Annotated in this window: 23 protein-coding genes; 8 read left to right on the forward strand and 15 right to left on the reverse strand. The window is 60.9% G+C overall.

Annotated features, from left to right (window positions below; all coding sequences use genetic code 11):
- Nucleotides 1-2 precede the first annotated feature (2 nt).
- The 3 genes from moaE to KUW00_RS09415 all read left to right on the forward strand — a co-directional run bounded on the left by moaE (nt 3) and on the right by KUW00_RS09415 (nt 2,038).
- Entirely contained in the window at nt 3-461 is a 459-nt protein-coding gene (gene moaE, locus KUW00_RS09405; RefSeq protein WP_108133107.1) for a molybdopterin synthase catalytic subunit MoaE, read from the forward strand.
- Nucleotides 458-1,450: a GTP 3',8-cyclase MoaA gene (gene moaA / locus KUW00_RS09410; RefSeq protein WP_222516511.1), complete on the forward strand. Its 993-nt coding sequence runs from the start codon at nt 458-460 to the stop codon at nt 1,448-1,450. The genes moaE and moaA overlap by 4 nt, the downstream gene beginning before the upstream one ends.
- A 303-nt stretch (nt 1,451-1,753) precedes the next feature.
- A complete protein-coding gene (locus KUW00_RS09415) occupies nt 1,754-2,038 on the forward strand; it encodes a hypothetical protein (protein WP_045994196.1) in 285 nt (94 codons plus the stop codon).
- A gap of 216 nt (nt 2,039-2,254) precedes the next feature.
- On the opposite strand, the gene KUW00_RS09420 is transcribed toward KUW00_RS09415, so the two are convergent.
- Complete coding sequence (locus KUW00_RS09420; RefSeq protein ID WP_222516510.1) at nt 2,255-3,841, reverse strand: ribonuclease J; 1,587 nt, start codon at nt 3,839-3,841, stop codon at nt 2,255-2,257.
- A gap of 289 nt (nt 3,842-4,130) precedes the next feature.
- On the opposite strand from KUW00_RS09420, the gene purU reads away from it, so the two are divergent.
- Together purU and KUW00_RS09430 are read left to right on the forward strand one after the other, a co-directional pair.
- Nucleotides 4,131-4,985: a formyltetrahydrofolate deformylase gene (purU, locus tag KUW00_RS09425; RefSeq protein ID WP_045994195.1), complete on the forward strand. Its 855-nt coding sequence runs from the start codon at nt 4,131-4,133 to the stop codon at nt 4,983-4,985.
- A gap of 205 nt (nt 4,986-5,190) precedes the next feature.
- A complete protein-coding gene (locus tag KUW00_RS09430; protein WP_045994194.1) occupies nt 5,191-5,883 on the forward strand; it encodes an energy-coupling factor ABC transporter permease in 693 nt (230 codons plus the stop codon).
- 25 nt (nt 5,884-5,908) lie between these two features.
- On the opposite strand, the gene nadB is transcribed toward KUW00_RS09430, so the two are convergent.
- The 4 genes from nadB to KUW00_RS09450 form a co-directional block, all read right to left on the reverse strand.
- Nucleotides 5,909-7,480, reverse strand: coding sequence for an L-aspartate oxidase (gene nadB / locus KUW00_RS09435; RefSeq protein ID WP_124804848.1), 1,572 nt, complete (start codon nt 7,478-7,480; stop codon nt 5,909-5,911).
- Nucleotides 7,461-8,606 (reverse strand): FUSC family protein, encoded by a 1,146-nt coding sequence (locus tag KUW00_RS09440; protein ID WP_222568897.1) that lies wholly within the window; start codon nt 8,604-8,606, stop codon nt 7,461-7,463. The genes nadB and KUW00_RS09440 overlap by 20 nt, the downstream gene beginning before the upstream one ends.
- A 343-nt stretch (nt 8,607-8,949) precedes the next feature.
- On the reverse strand, nt 8,950-9,168 hold the full coding sequence (locus KUW00_RS09445) for a hypothetical protein (RefSeq protein WP_045994191.1): 219 nt from the start codon (nt 9,166-9,168) through the stop codon (nt 8,950-8,952).
- 1,087 nt (nt 9,169-10,255) lie between these two features.
- Nucleotides 10,256-10,459, reverse strand: coding sequence for a hypothetical protein (locus KUW00_RS09450; protein WP_213227044.1), 204 nt, complete (start codon nt 10,457-10,459; stop codon nt 10,256-10,258).
- 1,226 nt (nt 10,460-11,685) lie between these two features.
- Between KUW00_RS09450 and KUW00_RS09455 the strand changes: the two genes are divergently transcribed.
- Complete coding sequence (locus KUW00_RS09455) at nt 11,686-11,973, forward strand: hypothetical protein (protein WP_222568898.1); 288 nt, start codon at nt 11,686-11,688, stop codon at nt 11,971-11,973.
- 19 nt (nt 11,974-11,992) lie between these two features.
- Nucleotides 11,993-12,793 carry a hypothetical protein gene (locus KUW00_RS09460; protein WP_222568899.1) on the forward strand — a complete coding sequence of 267 codons (801 nt, stop codon included), beginning with the start codon at nt 11,993-11,995 and terminating at the stop codon, nt 12,791-12,793.
- A gap of 8 nt (nt 12,794-12,801) precedes the next feature.
- Here the strand turns inward: KUW00_RS09460 and KUW00_RS09465 are convergent, their stop codons facing one another.
- The 8 genes from KUW00_RS09465 to KUW00_RS09500 are packed head-to-tail and all read right to left on the reverse strand — an operon-like array spanning nt 12,802 to nt 20,772.
- Nucleotides 12,802-13,191, reverse strand: coding sequence for a hypothetical protein (locus KUW00_RS09465; protein WP_222568900.1), 390 nt, complete (start codon nt 13,189-13,191; stop codon nt 12,802-12,804).
- Nucleotides 13,184-13,606 (reverse strand): hypothetical protein, encoded by a 423-nt coding sequence (locus tag KUW00_RS09470; protein WP_222568901.1) that lies wholly within the window; start codon nt 13,604-13,606, stop codon nt 13,184-13,186. Before KUW00_RS09470 ends, KUW00_RS09465 begins: the two co-directional genes overlap by 8 nt.
- 16 nt (nt 13,607-13,622) lie before the next feature.
- Nucleotides 13,623-15,383 (reverse strand): prophage tail fiber N-terminal domain-containing protein, encoded by a 1,761-nt coding sequence (locus tag KUW00_RS09475; protein ID WP_222568902.1) that lies wholly within the window; start codon nt 15,381-15,383, stop codon nt 13,623-13,625.
- Nucleotides 15,384-15,422: 39 nt separating this feature from the next.
- Nucleotides 15,423-15,782, reverse strand: coding sequence for a hypothetical protein (locus KUW00_RS09480; protein ID WP_222568903.1), 360 nt, complete (start codon nt 15,780-15,782; stop codon nt 15,423-15,425).
- Entirely contained in the window at nt 15,775-16,161 is a 387-nt protein-coding gene (locus tag KUW00_RS09485; protein WP_222568904.1) for a hypothetical protein, read from the reverse strand. The genes KUW00_RS09480 and KUW00_RS09485 overlap by 8 nt, the downstream gene beginning before the upstream one ends.
- Nucleotides 16,158-19,460 carry a host specificity protein J gene (locus KUW00_RS09490; protein WP_222568905.1) on the reverse strand — a complete coding sequence of 1,101 codons (3,303 nt, stop codon included), beginning with the start codon at nt 19,458-19,460 and terminating at the stop codon, nt 16,158-16,160. The genes KUW00_RS09485 and KUW00_RS09490 overlap by 4 nt, the downstream gene beginning before the upstream one ends.
- Nucleotides 19,457-20,032, reverse strand: coding sequence for a tail assembly protein (locus KUW00_RS09495; RefSeq protein ID WP_222568906.1), 576 nt, complete (start codon nt 20,030-20,032; stop codon nt 19,457-19,459). The genes KUW00_RS09490 and KUW00_RS09495 overlap by 4 nt, the downstream gene beginning before the upstream one ends.
- Nucleotides 20,032-20,772, reverse strand: a complete 741-nt coding sequence (locus KUW00_RS09500) for an NlpC/P60 family protein (RefSeq protein ID WP_261392076.1) — start codon at nt 20,770-20,772, stop codon at nt 20,032-20,034. The genes KUW00_RS09495 and KUW00_RS09500 overlap by 1 nt, the downstream gene beginning before the upstream one ends.
- Before the next feature lie 64 nt (nt 20,773-20,836).
- Between KUW00_RS09500 and KUW00_RS09505 the strand changes: the two genes are divergently transcribed.
- A complete protein-coding gene (locus KUW00_RS09505; RefSeq protein WP_222568908.1) occupies nt 20,837-21,055 on the forward strand; it encodes a hypothetical protein in 219 nt (72 codons plus the stop codon).
- Nucleotide 21,056: 1 nt separating this feature from the next.
- Here the strand turns inward: KUW00_RS09505 and KUW00_RS09510 are convergent, their stop codons facing one another.
- On the reverse strand, nt 21,057-21,767 hold the full coding sequence (locus KUW00_RS09510; RefSeq protein WP_045994111.1) for a phage minor tail protein L: 711 nt from the start codon (nt 21,765-21,767) through the stop codon (nt 21,057-21,059).
- Nucleotides 21,764-22,120 (reverse strand): phage tail protein, encoded by a 357-nt coding sequence (locus KUW00_RS09515; RefSeq protein WP_222568909.1) that lies wholly within the window; start codon nt 22,118-22,120, stop codon nt 21,764-21,766. The genes KUW00_RS09510 and KUW00_RS09515 overlap by 4 nt, the downstream gene beginning before the upstream one ends.
- Nucleotides 22,121-22,123: the final 3 nt, after the last annotated feature.

Below are 22,123 nucleotides of genomic sequence, written 5' to 3' on the forward strand. Positions count from 1 at the left end.
CGATGATACGCGTGCAGCATGAGACCTTCGATGCAGGTCATGAACAGCGCCGGATGCTTGAGCATCGCACCGACATCGGAGCGGTGGTCAGCTTCACTGGACTGGTCAGGGACTTCAATGAACGCCCGGACGTCACGGCGCTGACGCTTGAGCATTATCCCGGCATGACCGAAGCGTCGCTGGCCGAGATCGAGGCTGAGGCGCGACAGCGCTGGCCGCTCGATGAGGTAACCCTGATCCACCGGATCGGTCGTCTGGAGCCCGGTGATCCCATCGTACTGGTGGTGGTGGCCAGCGCCCATCGGCGTGCCGCCTTCGAAGCCTGCGAATTCTTGATGGACCATCTGAAGACCCGGGCGCCATTCTGGAAGAAGGAGCACACCGAAAGCGGCGATTACTGGGTATCTGAACGTCGTCAGGATCATGACGACGCCAAGCGTTGGGAGGTCGCTTCGCAATGACACAACAGTTGATCGATAGTTTCGGTCGCCGGGTGACCTACGTCCGATTGTCTGTCACCGACCGCTGCGACTTTCGCTGCGTCTACTGCATGAGCGAGGAGATGACCTTCCTGCCACGTGCCCAGGTGCTGACGCTGGAGGAAATCGCTCAGGTGGCGCAAGCCTTCACCGAGCTCGGCGTGGAAAAGATTCGTTTGACCGGGGGAGAGCCGCTGGTCCGTCGCAATATCGAGCAACTGGTGTCCAGTATAGGGGCCTTGCCGGGGCTTCGGGACTTTGCCATGACCACCAACGGGGCGGGCCTGAGGCGGCATGCCGAGGCGCTGCGCCAGGGCGGCATGAAGCGTCTCAACATCAGCCTGGATTCGCTGGATCCCGAGCGCTTTCGACGGCTGACGCGTACCGGTGACCTCGACAAGGTGCTGGACGGCATCAGCGCCGCTCGGCAGGCCGGCTTTGAGCGCATCAAGCTCAATGCGGTGGTACTCAAGGGGCGCAACGAAGACGAGGTGCTGGATCTTGTCGAGTTCTCCAGGGCAGAGGGGCTGGATATCAGCTTTATCGAGGAGATGCCGCTGGGCGATGTTTCCGACCATTCCCGTGCCGAGACCTATTGTTCAAGTGACGAAGTGCGCGAAAGGATCGAGCAGCGCTACCCCCTGATGGTCACGACGGAAGCCACCGCAGGGCCTTCTCGCTACTACCGTATGGAGGATAGCGAGACTCGGGTCGGATTCATCTCGCCCCATAGCCATAACTTCTGTTCTTCCTGCAATCGTGTTCGGGTCACGGTGGAAGGGCGTCTGCTGCTGTGCCTTGGCAACGAGCATTCGGTGGATCTCAGGGCGGTATTGAGGCGCTACCCCGGTGACATGGAGAAGCTCAAGGCCGCCATCGTGGAGGCGATGCCGCTAAAGCCTGAGCGGCACCATTTCACCACCGATGGGGATGTTCAGGTGGTTCGCTTCATGAACATGACCGGTGGCTGACAGCGCTTTCGCCAAGTGACCGTTTGTTTCCTTACCTGCGCGGGCGCCTTGGGCGCCCGCTCTTTGTATCCTGGCCGCTGTCTTTTTTCCTCGAGGTGTCAGCGTTTCAACCAATATTGACCGGTCAAGGGGTGACTGGGCTCGTCCAATGAGCTCGCTGTTGACGTATAAAGACCGCCAATATTTCGGTAATTGACAAGGAAAAATCTCCAGCATTTCTTGCCAAGAGTGGCCGGTTGCATATACTTTTCTTCAAGTGAATTGCGGCGTGCGCCGCTTGGTGTCAAAGCTATGGAGTGAGCTATGTCCAGCGAATCATTGGAACGCATTGCGAGAAACAAGAACGTGGCACGGGCAGCGGCTCGTCAACTGAGCATGGAACAGCTGCAAAAACTGGCGGAAGTGGTCGAGGAGGTCATCGATCAGAAGCGCGACGAGGAGCGCCAGCGCCAGGAAGAAGAGATGCAGAAGGCCCAGAAGCTGGCGGAGATCCGTGAGCAGATCACCGAAGCCGGCCTGTCGCTGGATGATCTCGTATCGGAGCAGCCCAAGCGCAAGCGTGGACGTCCGCCCAAGAACGCCAAGTGATTCTGCTGGCGCAGGTGTGGTCACGCGAGTTCGGTTGACCTGACCTTGCACGGACGTGTCGCGTCGCCAGTGCAGCTTGGCCGCTGTGTCACCAAGGCGCGTGCATGACGCAAAGCGCGTGAATGGTGACGGCACGGCCACAAGTACGGCGAACGTCGAGCCGCGACCGGCCCTGGAAACGTCCAGGGCCGGTTGTTTTGTTTATAGGGGGGAGGCTCAGACGTCGCCGGCGATGCCTTCGATATCGCTCGCCATCAACTGGAGTTCGACCTGTGGCAGACGCTGTAAGTGTTCGCCCAGCCAGGCCTGAATACGAGGGTAGAGGCCACGACGGAGCGCCGACAGGGTATCGACGGCCAGGTCGTCGAGTTGTTCGTCGAGCCAGTCGATGAAATTGTCCTCGTCCAGGGGGCTGGTCTGGCTTGAGTCGATCATCAGCCGGCCAATTCTGGCCCAGCCGGTGTCGGTCGCTACCAGGCTGATGGCGAGGAAGAGTACGCCGTGGCGATTGCGCGCATGTGCCGGAGATTGACGCCGGTCGATGCCCCCGCGTTCGATGATGCACTGAGACAGAGGGAAGCTTTCCTCGCGGGTCAGGCCGCCCTGGTCGAACCGGATCAGATCGCCGTTGCGAGGTGCCAGCGGAGCCTCGATGCCCAGGCGAGAGGCCAGTTCCTGATGAGCTGACTGATGGTTTTCCTCGCCATGGACCGGCAGCAGCCTGGTCGGCTGGAGCCAGCGATAGAAGCGTTCCAGTTCCTGCTGTGCGGGGTGCCCGGAGGCATGCAGTTCGGGGTGGCTGGTATCATCGATGATGGTGACCTGAAAGCGCGCCAGGCCGCGCTTGAGCCTCTCGATAAGGTGCTCGTTGCCGGGAATGGCCTTGGCCGAGAAGATGACGGTATCGCCAGTGGTCAGCTCGAAGTGGGGGTGCCTTCCCTGGGCAAGGCGCGACAGCGCGGCGCGGGGTTCGCCCTGGCTCCCCGTGGCAATAACCAGCACTTCCTCGGGTGGTAGATAGCCCAGGTCGCTGACGGGCACCAGCGCAGGAAAGTCGTCGAGATAGCCCAGTTGCCTGGCATGGCCCACCATGCGCTCCATGGAGCGCCCGAGCAGGCTGACCCGGCGTCCGCAACGAGCAGCGGCGCGGCCGATGGCCAGGACCCGTGCCAGATTGCTGGCGAAGCAGGAAACGACAACGCGGCCCTGGCAGCGGGAGATGGTAGACACCATGGCCCTTGCGACCTCGCCTTCACTTCGTGAATGGCCGGCCACGTTGGCATTGGTGGAATCACCCACCACCAGATCGACCGGCGCGAGGGCGCGAAACAGATCTTCGTTCACCGGTTGGCCGATCAGCGGCTCTGGGTCCAGTTTCCAGTCGCCGGTATGCAGGATGCGCGAGTTGCCTGCCTGAATGAGCAGAGCGCAGCTTTCCGGGATGGAATGGGTCAGCGGCAGGAAACGAAGGGAAAACCCTGCGATGTCCCTGGCGTCCCCGGGTTCGATGACGTCTATCGCGTCGGTGGGAAGTCCCCGTTCGCTGAACTTGACGCGCAACATGGCGGCGACCAGAGGGGTCGCCAGAATAGGGCAGGCCCAGCGTGGCCATAGCCAGGCGGCGGCACCGATATGATCTTCGTGGCCATGGGTAATGAGCAGCGCCTGCGGACGGATGCCGCGGGTATCCAGTATCGAGGTGTCCGGCACCTGGAGCGGCTCACCTGGAAGGTCCTGGCGAATAAGCATGCCACAGTCGACGGCAATCCAGGCGTCCTGATAGCCGTACAGGCTTAGATTCATGCCGATCTCGCCACAGCCTCCCAGGGGCAGAAAATGCACCGGTGGGCGGCGTCGTGGTCGAATCTGGGCTCGCGGAATCGGCATCATGCTCGGCATCGTGGACGGTGTTCATTTCACTATACGGGATCGACCGCGCACGACTCAACGCGAGAGGTCAAAGGACCCGTGCAGCGGTCGTTCGCCATCTCACTTTTCGCTACAATGCATGCCCCGAACGGGCGTGCTCATCGCCCCTCCCCATGGTGGTGCAAGGTTGGTCACCGAGCGTTGGTCCAAGGATACAGGTGTTATGTCCCATTTCTATCGTCTGGTCGTGTCGTGTCCCGATCGACTGGGTATTGTCGCCAGGGTGTCGAACTTCATTGCTGGCCACGGTGGTTCCATCACCGAGGCCAATCAGCACTCGGACCTGGCCTCTGGTCGCTTCTTCATGCGTTACGAAATCCTGGCCGACTCCATCGGCATGTCGAAGGAAGCCCTGTGCGAGGCCTTTGCGCCGGTAGCGCGTGAATTCGAGATGGACTGGGCGCTGCGCGACACTCGTCAGAAGCGGCGCGTCGTGCTGATGGTTTCCAGGGAATCTCATTGCCTGGTGGATCTGTTGTATCGATGGACCGCTGGAGAGCTCGATTGCGAGATCGCGGCGGTGATTTCGAACCATGACGACATGCGCAAGATGGTCGAGTGGCACGGTATTCCCTACCATCATGTGCCGGTTTCGGCAGACGACAAGAGTGCCGCCTTCGCCGAGGTCGAGCGTCTGGTCGAGGCGTCCGAGGCCGACAGTATCGTGCTGGCGCGCTATATGCAGATTCTTCCGCCTGATCTGTGCGAGCGCTACAGTGGGCGAGTCATCAACATTCACCATAGCTTCCTGCCATCCTTTGCCGGGGCCAAGCCTTATCACCAGGCTTACCAGCGCGGCGTCAAGCTGATTGGTGCGACCTGCCACTACGTCACCGAGGAACTCGACGCCGGTCCGATCATCGAGCAGGATATTCACAGGGTCAGTCACTGTCATACGCCGGATGACCTGGTGCGTTTCGGGCGCGATGTAGAAAAGACCGTGCTGGCACGGGGGCTGCGTTGGCACCTCGAGGATCGGGTGCTGATCCACGACAACAAGACCGTCGTCTTTGCCTGAGCCGGTATCAAGGGCGCCGGCCGTTCTTTCGACGCCCGGCGCCTGGGCGGGAGTGGGGGAGCGTGGGAGTGGGTTTGCGTGGGAGCGGGTGAGCGCGGGAATGGGTGATCGAGGGAGTGTCGAAAGCCTGGTCCGGTCACTCGCCCAGGCATGCCTACCGAGCCGGAATCGCCCGCACAGGTAGGCAGCAGGAAGAGGAGGGGCCATGTCCTTTGCTCAGGTGATCCTTGCCCCCTGGCTGATCTGGGTTTGCGCGGGGGTGGCGTTGTCGGCCCTGGTGCTTGCCCTTTTCCAGCGTCCCTGGCGCGCCCTCTTTCAAGATACTGGCCTGCAGCATCGCTGGCTGGCGGCAACGCTGATGGTGGCGATGCTGTGGCAACTAAGAGCCCAGGCGGTCGATTGGCTCAGTCTGCACCTGCTGTTCACCACTCTGATGACGCTGGTCTTTCGAGGCCCCCTGGCGCTCTTGAGCTGTCTGCTGGTCAATCTGTCACTGGTGCTGACCGGGCGCGTCGCCTGGCCACTGCTGGGCGTCAATCTGGTGGTCACCGGCCTGGTACCGATGCTGGTGACGGTGCTGATATGGCGCTTGGTTGATCGACGGCTGCCATCTCATCCCATGGTTTTTCTGTTTATCGGCGGTTTCTGGTGCGCGGCGTTGTCGGCACTGGCTTCGGGGCTCGCGGTGCTGGGGTTGACGCGGCTCGGCGCTAGTGACCCGTCAGCGTTATTCCAGGCCAGTGAGTACGCGCGTTTCCTGCCGCTGCTGATGCCGTCGGAGGCCTTTATCAGCGGCATGCTGCTGAGCATTCTGATGTTCTACCACCCACACTGGGTAGCCACCTTCAATGACAGCCGTTACCTGGACGACGATGGTCGCGGCGGCCGGGGCCCGTGAGCTGAGCAGGGCCGGCGACCTTGCCTCAGGCCGGTTTGATCTGGCGTGACGGTTGCGGTGTCGGGTCCGCGTGGCGGGCGCAGTCCGGATTGTAGTGAAGTCCCCGGGATTCTCGCCTGGTGCAGGCGCTGGCGACCGTCAGACTGGCCAGAGTGAGCGCCTGGCGACAGGCGTGCAGCTCGACACTCGCGGCGCCGCCCCGAGTCAGGTCATGAAACTCCGATTCCAGTTGCTCGAGGGTCGTGCGTGCCTCGGCCAGCCCTTCGTCCTGGCGCACGATGGCGACCCTCGCGCTCATGATCTGGCGGACGCGCTGGCGCAACGAGGCGAGTCTCTCGCTGGAAACCTGTCGATCTCCGGTTGTTGCGCTCGGCCGTGGTGTCAAGGTGCGTCCCGGCGCCGGCTCACTCAGGTGGCGAGCGGCGGATCTGGCGTAGACCAGGCACTCGAGCAAGGAGTTGCTGGCCATGCGATTGGCGCCGTGCAGTCCGGTACAGGCGACTTCGCCGATGGCGTAGAGCCCCGCCACGCGCGTGGCTCCCCGATGGTCGGTGGCGACGCCGCCGCAGCTATAGTGGGCCGCCGGCACCACCGGGATGGCCTGGGTGGTGATATCCAGGCCGCGTGTGAGGCAGTGAGCGTGGATGGTGGGGAAGTGGTGACGTATGGCGGCGTCGCCGAGGTGACGGATGTCCAGCAGCACATGGTCGCTCGAGGTGCGCTGCATCTCGGCGTCGATGGCGCGGGCGACCACGTCTCGCGGGGCCAGTTCAGCGCGCTCATCGATGGCGGGCATGAACCGCTCGCCACGCACGTTCAGCAGCAGGCCGCCTTCGCCTCTTACCGCCTCGCTGACCAGAAAGGGCGGTCCCTGTGGATCGAATAGGCAGGTGGGGTGGAACTGCTGGAACTCCAGGTTCATCAGTTCGGCGCCGATCTCCCAGGCCATGACCATGCCCTCGCCACTGGCCGGGGCGGGGCTGGTGGTATGCAGGTAGAGCCCGCTGGCGCCGCCGGTAGCCAGGACGGTGTCCTGGGCGACAAGGTCGTGAGGACGCTGGTGGGCGTCCAGGCAGCGGGCACCGCAGCAGGCACCCAGGTCATCGGTGAGCAGTTCGACCGCGATCAGGTCGTCGCGCAGCGTGATCTGCGGATGGGCGCGCACCCGGGCCAGCAGGGTGTCGGTCACGGCCCGGCCGGTGGCGTCGTCGGCGTGGATGATTCGGCGAGCGTTGTGGCCGCCTTCCCGCGTGAGGTGGTAGGGATAACCGCTGGCCGCCTCGGGATCCGGCGTGAAGGGCACGCCAAGGCTCAACAGCCAGGCGATGGCGTCGGGGCCGTTTTCCACGGTGAAGCGCACCGCCGCTTCATCGCACAGCCCGTCCCCGGCAATCAGGGTATCCTGGATGTGGGCCTCGATGTCGTCCTGAGGCGACAGCACCGCGGCAATACCACCCTGGGCCCAGCGACTGGCACCTTGCGCCTCGACACCGGGGCGCAGCAGGGTGACCGGCCGGCGATCGGCGATCTCCAGGGCCATCGCCAGACCGGCGACGCCGCCACCGATGATGAGGACGTCAAGAGGGGCGTTTGCCATGCGTGGTTCCTTCCTTGCGGTCGAAAGAGGGGGCTCGGTGGAGCCCGTGTCGGGGGGCGCGGCGGCGCAGGCGCCTGCTGGGTAGCCGCTCGAGTCCGCCCAGGCGGCGGGCGGTCGCTTCGGTCAGGCGGGCCAGCTCCCGGTTCAGCCAGAGATAGCCGCTGGGGCTGAACAGCATTCTGCCATCCTCGGCGCGTGCCGTGGAGGCGAGGTCGGCGAAATCGTCCAGCGCGAAGGGCGTGACCTCGAGCGTGACCGGGCGTCCGGTGCGCACCTCGAAGGCGAGGGTGCCGAGATCCCGCGCCAGGGCATGCTGCTGATCGCGCAGTCCTGCCATGGCATCGATCTGTTCGTGACCGGCGCGCGTGGTCCAGTGGGTCTCGAGCAATAGCTCCAGGGTGGACAGCATGCGTCGCTGGTAGGAGATCAGCTCATCGACCTCGCCGCGGGTCAGGCGTCCTTCGCGGTGGACCGCGTCGGTCAGTCCGCGCTGCTTGACCAGCAATTGGCTGGCGGCCTTGAACAGTGCCTGGGTATCGACGCCCGGTGCCGATGTGGCACTGGTGTGGGTGTGATACAACCGTGCCATGCGATCCAGACAGTCGGCCAGCAGGAAGCGCAGCATGTCGGTGGCCTTGTGTGGCAGGAAGACCAGGGTGGCGCCGATGCCGACCAGGGTGCCGAGCAGTACGTCGGCGCTTCGCCAGAGTGCCACGCTGAGCTGTTGCGAGCCGTCGCCGATCACCAGCAGCAGGCTGATGGCGAACATCAGTCCGCTGTAGGCCTGGCGACCGCCGAAGACCACCCAGGTGGCGATGGCGATGCCGATCAGTGCGCCGAGTTGTACTCCCCAGCCTGGCAGCGGGAGGATGATCAGCGCCAGGCCGAGGGCGGCGCCGATCAGGGTGCCGGCCAGGCGCTGGCGCCCCTTGTCCAGTACGCCCCCGATATGGGGAAGGTTGCCCATCACCATGACCGTGCTCACCAGCGCCCAGCCACTGTGCTGGAAGGGGAACGTCTGGACGATGGCAAAGGTCACGATCAGTGCCAGACTGACCCGGAGTACGTGGAAGAGGCGGCGATGGCGGTGATTGATGAAAGGGTCGCGCAGGCGTCCGAGCAGCATGGTTCAGCCTCTCTGTCGGCCTGGGGCCGGCTCTCGAGCCGGTTGAGGGTGGGCGGTGGGAGGCGCCGTCATACGCTGTCCGAGATCGTCGGGCAGGGGATCTCGGGGTAGAGAAGCATTGTCGCTCAAGATGCTGAAGACCGTGCAGTGCTGATGAAAATGGGGGTGAAGTTTACCACGCAGGCTCGCGTGCCGTCCCGAGCCAAATGATGTCTCGAGGGACGGTGACCAGGTGGCTGACAACGGAAAGGGGCCCCGTCCCTGGGGCCCCTTTCATCATGGTGAGTCATGGTCGCACGTTATGGCCGCACGTCATGACTTGGCAGGACTCAGCGCCAAAGGCTCAGGCGGCAGCGTCCTCTTCCATCATCTTGTGAATGAGCTCCTTGAGGTCCTCGACCTGTTGCTCGAGGGCTTCCACCCGGTCCTCTTCGCTGTTCTGCTGGGCTTTTTCCTCGATTTCCTGCATGTGCTCCTGCAGGGCTTCCGAATCCATGGCGAAGGTGCTGCCCGCCATCACAAATGCGGCGATCATGGTCGATCCGACTAGCGTGCGTTTCATGTGGCATCTCCTGGAAGTCGTCCCTGAACCCTGTGAAGGCCCGCGCTCACTCCATCGAGGCGATATGGCGCTCTGCCGTCCGTGAACTGAACTGGCACAATTCACTATAGGAGGTATTTCTTTATTCGCCATTATTGATATTTCGGCGCAAGCGATGAGCAAGGGTGCAGGGAACGATGAGCAAGGGTGTGGGGAACGATGAGAAAGCGACGAGAAGGCGATCAGAGGACGATGAAAGACGGGGCGGGGCAGGGAAAGCGTCTGGCGTGCAACGCCAACGGCTAGATGGCTAAAGTGGGCTGCGCGACCAGAACGCGACCAGAACACCACCACAAGGCAGGTCATCGAGGGAGTGAGTCACGTAAGACATCGATAGGGTTGGTGCCCGGAGCCGGGCTCGAACCGGCACGGTGTTGCCACCGAGGGATTTTAAGTTCGATCTGATCTAATTGGCGGCCGCGCTTGCAATGCGGTTTTTATGAAAATCAGTCACTTAAAGTTGCGTAATGCTGGACATAGCTGCCTCTCAGGCATTAACTGTGCGACCAAATTGCGACCATATCAAGGTACGGTGAGATTTCTTGGTGACAACGACTTTTACTTAGGAACGGGACAAAGGCGTCTAGCAAAGCATCTGACTGGTATTTTTACAAGCAATGTACTAGAAATCTAGTCATTGCTTAGCTTCTTTTATGAGTTGTCTAGTTGATTTTTATTACTTTTACGGAGTGATTTTCCGGAATTGTGCAGGTGTGAGCAACGTTGTGGTCCTACGAGCTTTGCTATGTCAGCATATACTATATGAATTGCTGAAACGGGAACGCTTTTGTTAGAAGAAACTGATGGTTGCGAGCAAGATGAGCTTAAGGAAAAGTTAGAGCTGCTCAGGGAGATACTGTCTTCTATAGAAATTATATCTAAGTCTACCGATTGGCGAGATGATAGAAACAGGGTGAGAATTGGGCGATTTTCTCATACTGGCATGCTTCTCATCGATGTTATAGAATACTTCACGTCACAGAGGCGGCGTGATGGTCATCAACAATGATGACGCAGGGAAAGGAGATAGTTAAAGATAATGTATTGCCTATTTTTGGGTAGAAATTCCCACTGATTTCATATAAGTCTCAAAGGCAATGCAGGCTGCTTTGCAGCGAGCATCAACCTCACTTTCGAGTGTATCAAGTACATGTCGTTGGGCACCCGGCTTGTACTCCACAATGTCCCACTCGATTTCTGATCCAATCTCGCTGTAATGCGCTTCTACCTTGATGGATGTTGTGACATTCATAGCGTCTCTCCAAGTCCTCTATGTTCCTGAGTGTAACAGTATTTTGAGGCATTGGGATGCTCACGCTCGGACCAGCATAGAGAAGTGAAAAAAGATAGTTTTAAGGCCTGGTTGCGGCGTGTTCGAGCACAGGTCAGTGAATTTTGGCTCGCAGGGGCAGGGCTCATGAGAGAAGAAATAATAAGCTTTACAGCTGTAGATGGTGGATGGGAGCTGTTCTGTAGAAACTGTTACACGCTAGAGTTTAACCACTACTCAGATTCTCCGTGGCTCCAATTCGAAATTCAGCCTGAAACAAAAAATGGGGGACGATACACCGTCAGGTGCCGCGTATGCCGCCATGTATCGCGACGAAAATCGCTGCATCCGGATAGTCTTCGACCATCTTAGATTCGGGTTGCGAGCAAGGTAGTGGCGATGGCGGAAAGGTTATAGCAGATCGTAGATTGTGGATCGCACCTCGTACCGTTCTGATCTACGCTGAGCCAAGCACTTTGTTTTCAGGAGACAGGGATGCTCACGCAGATGATCAGTTACCAGGTTGTGGAGAGCGGGCTGGAAATGCGGTGCTTGGTTTGCCAAGCCGTCGAATTTCAGGAGACAGGGCGGCAAGGCTGGAGGCTTTTCGAAGTGGTGCCAGACGGTCCTTGGGGCAGATGCTTCATCATTACGTGCAGGGCCTGTGGCCACAAGAACCTGCGCGCCTCTATGCAGCCTGACTGGTATGGCTGAAGTGGGCAGTCAGCTACGACATCATGCTGTGACGCCATCTCAATGAGCCCCGGTGCTCGTGAGCCTGGTGTCTTTGGTAGTCAGCAGGCAGACGGCTGAGCCTGCACAGACTTACTCGGCTAGTACCGCTTCGGCACAGAAGCTGACATTATGTTCTACGCTAAGCACTAGGAGGCTAGACGTAGGATAGTCATGTTGGACATGCCGATGATCAATTTTGCGACCGTGGAAGGCGGCTGGGAAATGTACTGCCTGAAATGCCACTCTGCCGAGTTCAACGTCACGGATCGCTCACCGTGGAGCCAGTTCGAGATCCGGCCGGGTGCCCCGCATGGGAGGTGCTACATCATAAAATGCCGTTCATGTGGCCACGAGGCTATCCGGAACTCACTGCAACCGGATTGAGCGCCACTTTTCGTAGAGCTGACTCGTGCCCGTACTGATTGTCTCGCACGGCCACACCGGCCAGGGGCCAGCAAGACCCAGTGGTGCCAATGAGCGAGTACGGGATCACCCAGTGGCGCAAACGCCTCGAGCGCAAGGGCTGGCTCGGCCTGAGCCGGTCATCGCCGCCGATCGACAGGCTGGTCGAGTACCACGTTGTCTGGCAGGGTTGGCTGATCAGCGGGCGCTGCCGGCTGGGCGACGAGCCCGCGGGTGACCGGTGGGAACCAGGCACACCGCAGTACCTGCTATCACGCAAGCACGGCATCAGCGATGGAGTGTGGCGGCTGGCGAAGGACCAGCGGGCAGAAGTGGGGCAGGTGAGACGTAGGTATTGACCAGAAGCTAGGGCGACTAATGACGAATAATTACCCTTCTCCGCAGCACAATAAATCGCTATCGCTTGGGATTAGCACCAAACATCATATTTTGTCGAGTTGCATCATCTCTGAGTTTTCTTCATGCGGCTATCTTTATGTTTTCTCAGAAACAGCGCAAAAAATTGAAAGGAAAAGTCGAAGCTGGAGGGGGTCATGGTTGCCTCGGCAATGGAGCCATGGTGCGGAGAAAGTTGCTGCTAGCTATGAAAAGGGGTTGCACAATAAAATAGCCAGGTGTAAGTCTGAGCGTGTCTTCAGAAGTCATTCTGCTGCAAGCGAATATTACGCTGCTTGGCGCGCAAAAGATTACTTATCGAGGAATGTGCTGGAAGATCAAGAATTATTTGGCTGCTCAGCCGGCGACCTGAATGATGTTGAATTAGATGTTCTTGAGTCAAGAAATATTACTGGGATAGTCAGTAGAGGAGGCAGAGCTATAGTTAGAGGTGTTGACTATACTGGGTCGAAGATGCTGATGGATATTATGGCGTTCTTATCTGAAAATCCTGACGTCAAATGGCAGCTTGTTATATCTCAAGCAGGAGATTTTGTTGCTCCCATGACTCCACCAAAGCTTTCTATTATACCGATTTGCCCAGATATGGTTTTAGTGGCCGTGCAACAGGGGAAGCGACATTCGCCATTGGTGATCCGTGATCAAGGTAGAATTGATGAGATAAATTTAGATATGGTTGTCGGCGAAGATCGGCTATTCGTTGGAAGGAAAAGAGCTACTGTGGAAAGGGTGGCCAAGCTTAAGAAGCAAGGTCACCCATAGTTGCATCGTTACTCCCAGCCTATCGACTCAACCGCTTCCACTGTCTCTGCAGCCTTTACCTGATCCTCAAGAGCCTGGCGCTTCCCTGTTGCCAGGCCGCTTGCCTGCATCCAGGCATCGGCTTTGGCGATGATGCGCGTAGCCAGCTCGGCCTTGTCCATGCCTCGGCCAGTGGCCATGGCATCCAGTAGGGGCGTGGCGGTGGCTGAGTCAGCCAGAAACGCCCGTGCCTCGCGCTCCTGCTTGTCCCAAGTCATCTGCTCAGACTCGGGATACTCGCTGCGGATGCTGGCCAGCTCGGCCTCGTACGCCGCATTGACGCGGCGCATTGCAGCCTGCTGAGCCTCCGCCAGCTTTTCAGCCTCGGTCTTGGGCGGAATCCAGTACACGTTACCCATCTGCGATCTCCTTCTTGCGAACCGTCCAGCCTGTGTTGCCGGCGACATCCACGCCTTGGACAATCTCGTAATCGTCTACGCCAGCCATGCCGGTGGGGATGACGTAGCAGGTATTGGGGTCGTAGTCGTCGGCGTCGATGATGGGCGACTCTCGCCAGTGGGCTTTGCGGCCTGGGTATTGTCCGGCTATAACTTTCTGTACGAGGGTTACGTATAGCTCCCCGTTAACGCGCTCAATGCACCGGATAGCCTGAGCCCCTGACGGCAGCTTTTCTGCCTCTTTGAACCCCCCGCCCTCAGGGAAGGAAGACAGGTCGTATGCTTTTTCGTGACCTGCCTCATTTGCAACAACTATTTCCTGGGAGAAGGAGTAGCGGTCGGGCGCCTGCGCAGTTGCCAGTAACTTTATTTTCATCTGTGCCCTTCCTTAATTATTTCCAATAGCCCCAAGCAAAAGCTAGGTACTTATTTGTCAGTCCTGATAAGGGAGTACCCCTGACTGGTCGCATGCCTCCGCTTGCCGTATTAGATGCTTCCGATATGTGACCACACAATATAAGCCCCCCAGTAGTGGTGTTGAGTATCGAGCCCAGAAAATTGGGGGGAGAGACGAAGGGAACAGGGAAAGTAAGATTACGCCCCAGTGGCCCCATCGAAATATCCCCCCACATGTCAGTTATGTCTTCCACAAAGACTTCTTCTGCAACACAGTGTTGAGTTCCATCCGCCCAACGGGTCCACTCACCATCATCGTTGCTGTCCGATTCGATCATGTCATGCCCATTTACCGTAGGCATCGTGTCAAAATCGTTCGCCCCGGACAGCCGCGCATACCGTGCATCAGCCTGGGATGTCTTGGGAACGTCATTCGCACCGGTACCCACGTTGGCTGCAGCCGCCGTCCCGGCATCTGAGATAGTGCTCAGCGGCTGCGTGCCGGTGTGGTTGCCGCGCTGTACTGCGTAGGCCTGAGCCTCGCTGGCCTTGGTGTCAGCGTGGTCCTTGGCGGCCTGCTCAGCGCTTTCGGCTGAGCCCGCTGGGTCGGCGCCGACCTGTGCGGGAGTATGAGCAGAGCTTTTTGCCTCGTGTGTCGCGACGGCAGATGAAGCTGTTCCAGCGGGATCTGCACCAACGTCTCCCGGCACGAGCGTGACGGCGCCAGTTTTGCCGGCAACACTGGCGACGCTGTCGGTGTTATCGATCTTCGACCAAGTGCCACCACCGCCGCTCTCGTTGGGCGTCCAGAGCAGCATGTCCTTGTTGCGGTACTCGACACCGCCGATGGTCTCGCCATTCGCCGCGCCAGTGACCAGCCAGTAGCTGGCCCCAGTCGGCTCGGGCGGCAGGGAGCCGGTGCTCGCATCCCAGGCGCCTTGGGCGACCATGGCGTTAACGGCACGCTGCCGGGAAACTTCCGCCCAGTGAGCGGCGGAGAACTGGGAGCCGTCACCCTCTGGCACCGGTGTATCGTTCGGGTATTGGGCCCAGTGTTGGGCCTCTAGGGCGGAGTCGCCGGCATCGGTTGCGTGTCCATCGGCGGCACTGGCGCTGTTCGCAGCGTTGCCAGCCGCAGTATCAACTGCCTGACGCTGGCTATCGATGTGATCGACCTGATCGTTCACATGGGTGACGCGCCCGTCGATGTACTGTCGGTCATCGGATGTTGCTAGGCGATCGAGGCCTGTTTGTTGTCGATCGGCGGCCGTCGCTTGGGCGTCCAGCCCTGTCTGCTGCCTGTCTGCAGCGGTGGCCTGGGCGTCCTGACCTGTCTGGATTCTGTCTGCTGCCGTGGCTTCGGCATCGCTTGATGCTGAATCAGCGGAGCTTGCAGCCTCATCCCGGTATCCGCGGGCTTCGTCCACCAATGCCCGGAACTCGATCACGATGCCAGGCGTCAGGTCCTGTTCGCCTTGCCACTCGACCACCAGTTCATTGAGATCGGTGGCGGTGGAGTCAGCACGCACTTCCAGGTTCTTGGCGAGCTCGAGGAATGACCGGCCTTGCATCACGCGCACGTCGTAGCGACCCACCTCGACGGAGATGGAGTAGTCGCCCTGGGCATCGGTGATAGCCTCGGCACGGATGTGGTTCAGGACGGTGGTGGATGTCCTGACGGCGTCAAAGCGAATGGTCGCCCCGGGCAGCGGCTGGCCATAGGGGTCTTTCAGTACGCCGGTAAGCGTCACTGCCATGGTGTGTCTCCCACAAAAAAGCCCGCGCTTGGCGGGCTGTTAGAGTGCGTTGCGAAAGCGGGCCAGGGCCCGATGCATGTCGGCGGGTGTGTCGGATCTTCGAATATCGGCTTTGGCCGCGATACGCGCCTCCTCGATGGTGCCGGCACGCTTTTCCCATCGGGTGCGAGCACGCTTGATGCGCTGACATACGGTGGTCACGTCAGCGTCTGTGGCGGTCGCCTCGGCTTCGACCATTGGCCCCGCGCCTTGGGCCGCCTCGGCCAACTTGAGTTGGTAGACGGCCTCTTGGGCGGTTGAAACGTAGCGAGCAGCCTCGGCCTCGCTGTCCACTAATTCCAGATAGTGCCGCTCGGCCTCTGCTCGGGAGGAGAACCGGCGAACGCTCAACCTATCCATCGATCGCCACCTCTAGGGTTTCATCGAGGCGCCAAGCGGGGCCGACCAGCTTGATCTGGTAGGTGCCCGGCACATCGACATCGAGCTGGGCGCTGTCGCCGGTTGTGACCATCTGGTGGCCGTCCATCGCCAGCAGGGTTCCAGGCTCCAGCCCAGTGATGGTGGCCGTTAAGCCCTCGACGGCAACCTGGGCATCCCGGCGCTGCTTCGACTTGATTTGGCCGTCTGCCAGGTCCACGTAGTGGGCAGCGTCGTCGAAGCCTGTCTCGACCTCGATATAGCCCTCGTCTTCGCCACACTGCATCTCGACATGGTCTTCGGGACAGCCTGTGACGCGTAGGATGACACCGGTCCGCTCGCAGTAGATCGCGACGATCATCGTTTTTTGCCCTCTGCTGTCAGGGTGGATTGCGTGGAATTGACGGTGCCGGCACCGCGACACTCAATGGCAATAGTGACGCCATTGCGGTTTCCGACATCGAGGGTGCAGGCGTGGTTGAGCTCGCCGGTGCCCGTGGGAATTTCGAACCACACACTGCCATCGACCTTCCACCGGAAGTAGGGACGGCCGCCGCCGCCTGTTGCATTGGTCGCCGAGAAATTGGCGAAGACTCGGCCACCCTCAGCATTGAGGTATACCGATAGCCAGCTGGCCCAATTGCCGTTGCTGCTTCTTCCAGAGGTTCGAGACGTGCCGACTGGGATGATCACCGCCTCCCCAGCGAGCTGCAGCCTGTCGACCTGTGCATTACCAATCTTGGCGGTGGTGATCGCTGCATTGCCGATCTTGGCGTTGGTGATGGCGCTGTTGCGGATGTGGGCGTTCTGCACGTCGATGTTGAACAGCTTGCCGTAATCCACATGGAGCTCATCGGCCTGGATGTAGCTGGCCTTGACCTTGCCGTTCTCCACAATGAACGAGCCATCGGACGCCTTGAGCTTGGTGAACGTCAGGTATTGGATTAGCGCTTCTTTCAGGTACAGCGTGCCATCGGTGAAGATGAACGGGATCACCTCGGCGGCGCCGTCACCTGGCTGGGCGATGTAGAACCGGTCCGCCAGCACGCCGAAGTCGAAGACGTCCTGATCTTCGTCGTAGGCCGTGCCGAAGCCTGCCACTCGACCGCCGCCAGTCACGTTCAGCACATAGCTGGAGTTGAGCCCGTCGATGTTCTGGCTCAGGTCCGTGAACAGATCCGTCTGTTTGATCTGCCCGCTGATCACCGACATGATCTTGTCGGGGTCGTTCTCGGTGGTGGCCTGCACCGGGTACCAACTCGAGACGCCGTAGGCGTTGATGCCGCGCACGTAGTAGTAATACGTGGTGTCGGGCTCGAGATCGGTGTCGGTCAGGGTAGGCGCCACGCCGACGCGCACTGCATTCGACTCGATCAGTCCTGTGTCGAGTGCGACGTTAGATCGCCAGAATTCCCACATCTGCCCAGGGTAGAGGCCGTTCGGGATCAGCGTGATCTCGAAGGTTCCCGTACGGATGTCCACGCTATCCGGCGGCGTCGGCAGCAGCAGGCCGGCCACGTTGGTGGTCCGGTACGCCCAGGGCGACGCGGAGCCGGTACCGGTGATGCCGCGGACACGGATCTGCCATTCACCCGGCTCTGCATCGAGGATGTCGAACGATGTGCCCGGGCCGGTGAAGGCCTCACCCCATGACACGTCATTCGGCCCCTGCACCTCGGCAATGTAACGGACGACTCGAGCGTCATCGCTGGGCGTCCAACTGACGGTGATCTTCTGGTGCTCGGTGCCGCCGGCCAGGTACTTGGATGCCTCGACGGTAATGGAGTAGGGCGCCGCCACCGGGCCGGTCGGGATCAGCGTGTAATCCTCGTCCGGCAGGCTGAGGCCCTGCTCGACGCGATCGTACTTTGTCGGGTCGTGCTCGACGGCGGTGATCTGGTAGATCGCCGTCTCCTGCTCAGCAACGGACAGCACCCGGAACTTGCGCGGCTCGACGTCCTGGCTCGACAGCATCCAGATGGCGCCACGGATCGGCTCAGCTGAGAGCGGGCTGACCAACTCGACATGATCGCCTGCGAACCGATCGACCTGCCGGCGCTCAATCCCCCCGGTGGGCAACAGTACGTCCAGATACCAGTCGCTGCCGCTGACCTGCTCGGGCACCTGGTCAAGCACCAGGGCAGACAGCCCAGGGCGAACGATCCGGCCAGAGAGCCGGGCGCCGGCCGTGGTCGGGTCGTTGACTGCGATAATGTCGCCCGGGCGTAGGTCGGCATGGTCGACGCTTGCCTGGTAGGTGATCGTCTCGGTCTCAGCGCGCTCGCTGTAGAGCATCCACTTGCCAAGGCGGTGTGCCTGGCCGCGACTGGTGCAGCCTACGGCGGTGACGTCGATCTGCTTCCAGCCGAATTGCTGGACGGCATCGGCATCCTCAACGACCTCGACCTGGAGGCGGTAGTTGTCGCCAGGGTCGTTCCAGCTCACCAGAGCGACCGAGTGCCTGGCCTTGAGCGCGGTACCGCTGTACTCGAATTCACCGTCGACGACATTGGCCGGTGACACCAGCTTGACCGGATCGGCCGGCATGTCGGCTGTCGCCATGACGGTATTGGCGCCCCAGTAGGTCATGCCACGGAACGCAGTCGCCAAGGTGCTGAGTGCCTTGATGGCTTCCTCTCGGCTCGACAGCACGGTGTTGAAGGTGAAGCGCGGCTCTTGGCCGCCGAAGCCATCAGGGATCAGCTCGTCGCAGTATTGCGCGATCTGGTAGAGGCCCCACTTGTCGACGTTCTCCAGCCCGGCGCCGTACCGCTCGCTGGTGGCCAGGTCGAGGAAGCACCACGCGGGGTTGTCGGTCCACGCCATCCTGAACGAGCCGTTCCACAGGCCGGCGTATTCGCGAGTCTCGGGGTTGTAGTTGGTCGGCACCCGGACGATCAGGCCCTTGACGTCGTAGCTCCGCGAGGGGATCTGGCTGCCAAAGTCCTGGGCATCGACCTCGAGCCCGACCAGTGCGGTATCGGGATACTGCAGCTTGGCGTCGATGATCTCGGTGTAAGTGGCCCAGTACGTCGCGTTGCGCAGGGTGGCGCTGCTGTTGTCGGGCGTCACTCGGCGCACGCGGATGTCCCAGGGGCCATCGCCGGTGAGCGGCACACGATAGGACCGCTGGTAGGGGCTGGTGGTCTTGCCCTTGATGATGTCGTAGCGCTTCTCGGACCAGCTGCCTCCATTGGGGCGAACATCGACGGCCACCGCCACCTCGGTGGGCAGCAGATCGCCATTCTCGACGTTCTGATAGCTTAGCGCCTGCACCTGGACGGTAACGCGAGCGGCATCGGCCTCCGGGTTGGTGACGGTGCGAATGACTGGCGTGGCGTTGGTCACCTCGGTCGATACATCGTTGGCAGTCTCCACCGCAGGGAAGCCGGCGATGTGCGACTGATCAGGCTCACCAGTGCGGGTGTGAACGGTCACGCCTTGGAAGTTGAAGTCGCCGCCCTCATCCTGCAGCGGCGTCTCATCCAGATAGATGCTCTTGAGGCCATTGGTCAGGCCGACAATCGGCCCCTCGCCCAGCACGTCGATGATCCTGGCCTTGGAGGTGGAGCGAAGGGTGTTGGGCGCCTCGCGGGGAGTGCGGGCCTCATCGCCGCCGCCCTTGCCGCCTTTCGCGCCATAGACAACCAGATCGGTCATTCGTCCAGCTCCTCAGCAGTCATGCCGGCAGATGCCACAACGCTGCCGACCTTCACGCGGCCGTAGATCACCGGCACCGGAAGGCCCTGGGTGCTGGTGTTGGTGGGTCCATCGAACAGGAAAGAAGGGCGCTCGTCGGGTCGCTCCCGCTCGCCGTAGTCGCCTGTCTGCGGGGTGGGCGACAGCATCTGTGCGACTCCCCCCAAGGCAAGAGCCAGGCCGGCATTGAACATCCCGGGCCCGAAAACGGGGCCAGCCCAGAAGCTGGCAACCATCAGGACGGCGCCCGCAATGGTCTGCCAGATACCATCGCCCCCAGCTCCGGCGACCGCCGGGAGCAGATGAATCTCGGTTTCGTCATCCATGCCGACCATCAAACCTTCTTCGTCGAGCGACACGCCGCCATCGAGGGGGCCGCGCACGACATGCCAGTCGCCATCACGGATGACAGCTTCGAGCCCGGGAATTTGGATCAGCAGCGCACGGATGGCCTCGGCAGGATCACGGACGTCCAACGAAAAGGACTCGCCGAAGCGAGCCCCAAGAAAGCCATGCAGATAGAGCGTTTTCATCAGTCCCTCGACGTGTGTCGGAGCCAGTGGGTGATGTAGGGGATCCAACGGGCGGCAGGGTCTCGGCGCGAAATCCGGGTGGGGTCGACAGGATGCCGGCCAGACGGATGGTGCAGGCATAGCCCGTTCTCGACCAGGACGCCGCCATGGTTGGGCACGTCGCTGCGAAGCTGGGCGAACCACATATCGCCGGGCATGGCCTTGTCCGCTTCGATAACGCGGAACCCCGCCTGCTCGAAACCCTGGCGGTAGAGGTCTTGCCCTTTGAGCCACCATTCCCACGAGCGAGGAAACTCGGGAAGATCGATGCCCAGTTCCATCGCGTAGTAGTCGCGGATCAGGGCGTAGCAGTCGGTCACGCCGTGGACGAAGCCCCTGCCGATAAGCTCCGGCCGGTCGCCGCCGCCCCACCAGCGAACGGGTGTCGTGGCGTTGCCATCGGTGGCCACGATCCCCCACGGAACGCCCGAGGCAATCTGGCCGCGCATGTCGGCCTCGCTGGGGCAGTCCGGGTAGTCCGGGTGTGAGTGAACAATGGCCCGCAGACCCTGGGCGGTGGCCGCTGCCATATCGCGCTTGGCAATGGCGAAGCTGGTTCGGGGGGCGTCTGCCACATTGGCTACCTGCCGGCAGCCGTGGTCGGTGATCAACCACACAGCCTCATTTGGATAGGCGGCCAGGGCTTCGGCGCGTATTAGCGCCTCATTATGATTCGAACTCAGACAGTCGACTAATGGCATTGGTTGCGTGATCACCCGATGCTAAAAATGGGAAATACTCAAAACCTCAAATTGAGGATTCGGCATGAGTAATTGGAAGTTAACTAAGGTTTGCATCGACGAGCCTTGTAGAGGGGGTATCGTCGAGGCTAATTACCTCAATGACGCAGGCGTCCACTGGGTGTTCACCATGTGTTTACCGGATGAAGGCGCTGAGATGAGCATCTCTGAACTGATTGATTCTGTGGAATTAGAGCGAGAGCGTCTTCTCGCTGATGTAGGCGCAAAGCCTGGCAACTTTTGAATCATCTAACCCGGCCTACACCCGGAAATGCCCGCGTCGGGAGGACGCCGGCTTGCCCGAACCTCAACCGACAGTCGCTCAACCGCTTGCCGCACACATCGCGCCCCATGCCGGGCAGGGCATCTGACCCATCAGCCTCCCACTCGCCGGAGCCAGAATAGGGGCAGGTCACGCCCTCGTAGCGGTACTGGGTGCCATCCCACCAGCGGTAACGGTGCGTGCACGAGTCTCGCAGGATCTGCCGGTGGGGAATCATCCGGCCTTCCTGGTCCATCTGCACCGACAGCTCGAACTGAATCTGCCGGCGGTTCTGCGAGGCCTTGCGCTCGATCACGTAGTAGTCGATCGGGAACAAGGCCTCTGGGTCGGGCGCCGTTCCGTCATCCAGGTGCCGGCGGTAGGTCCTCAGGCGCTTGACCGGGGCTCCGACCAGGTCGTCGGCACTGATCACCAGCGACAGAAACGCGAGCTCCATGGCGGTGACCGTGAGCGTCGGACGGGGCAGGGTGCCCTGGCCGTTCCACTCGAAGCCCTCTGCCTTGATCGGCACCGGCTGGTACTCGTAGCCATTGAACCGAACTGGACCGCCGTCGACCGGGTAGGGCGCGAAGCGCAGAATGCCGTCGCCATAGTTGCGAGCATCTAGCTCGAACATGGTGACGATCGCGTCCTGCTCCAGTCGCTGGGTGTCGGAAGCGATGACCTGGCTCATAGCCCGAAGTCCTCGATGAAAGTGGCTGTCAGGGTGTGCCGCTTAAAGGTGTCCTCGGTGACCTTTGGGTGCTCTTTGCAGGCCACGCGCCATGCCTCGGGCTCTCCGGAGACCTGCCACAGGAAGGCGTAAACGCCCCGGCGCTCCAGCAGGAAGTCCCGCAAGCGCTCCATCTGCTCTTGGGTGATGAGGCTCCACGTCACGGTCCACTCTCGCCTGGACGAGTTGATACCGGCGGGGCGACGCTGCTCGTATCCGTCGCCAAAGCTCACCGCATCCACAGCAAACGAGCCGCCGCCGGTCAGCCCATAGTCAGGCTCCCGGCCAATATCGGGGAGGAAGTCGATCTCCATGGG

It is taken from the genome of Halomonas sp. DP5N14-9, from assembly GCF_019802175.1.
Taxonomy (GTDB): Bacteria; Pseudomonadota; Gammaproteobacteria; order Pseudomonadales; family Halomonadaceae; genus Halomonas; species Halomonas litopenaei.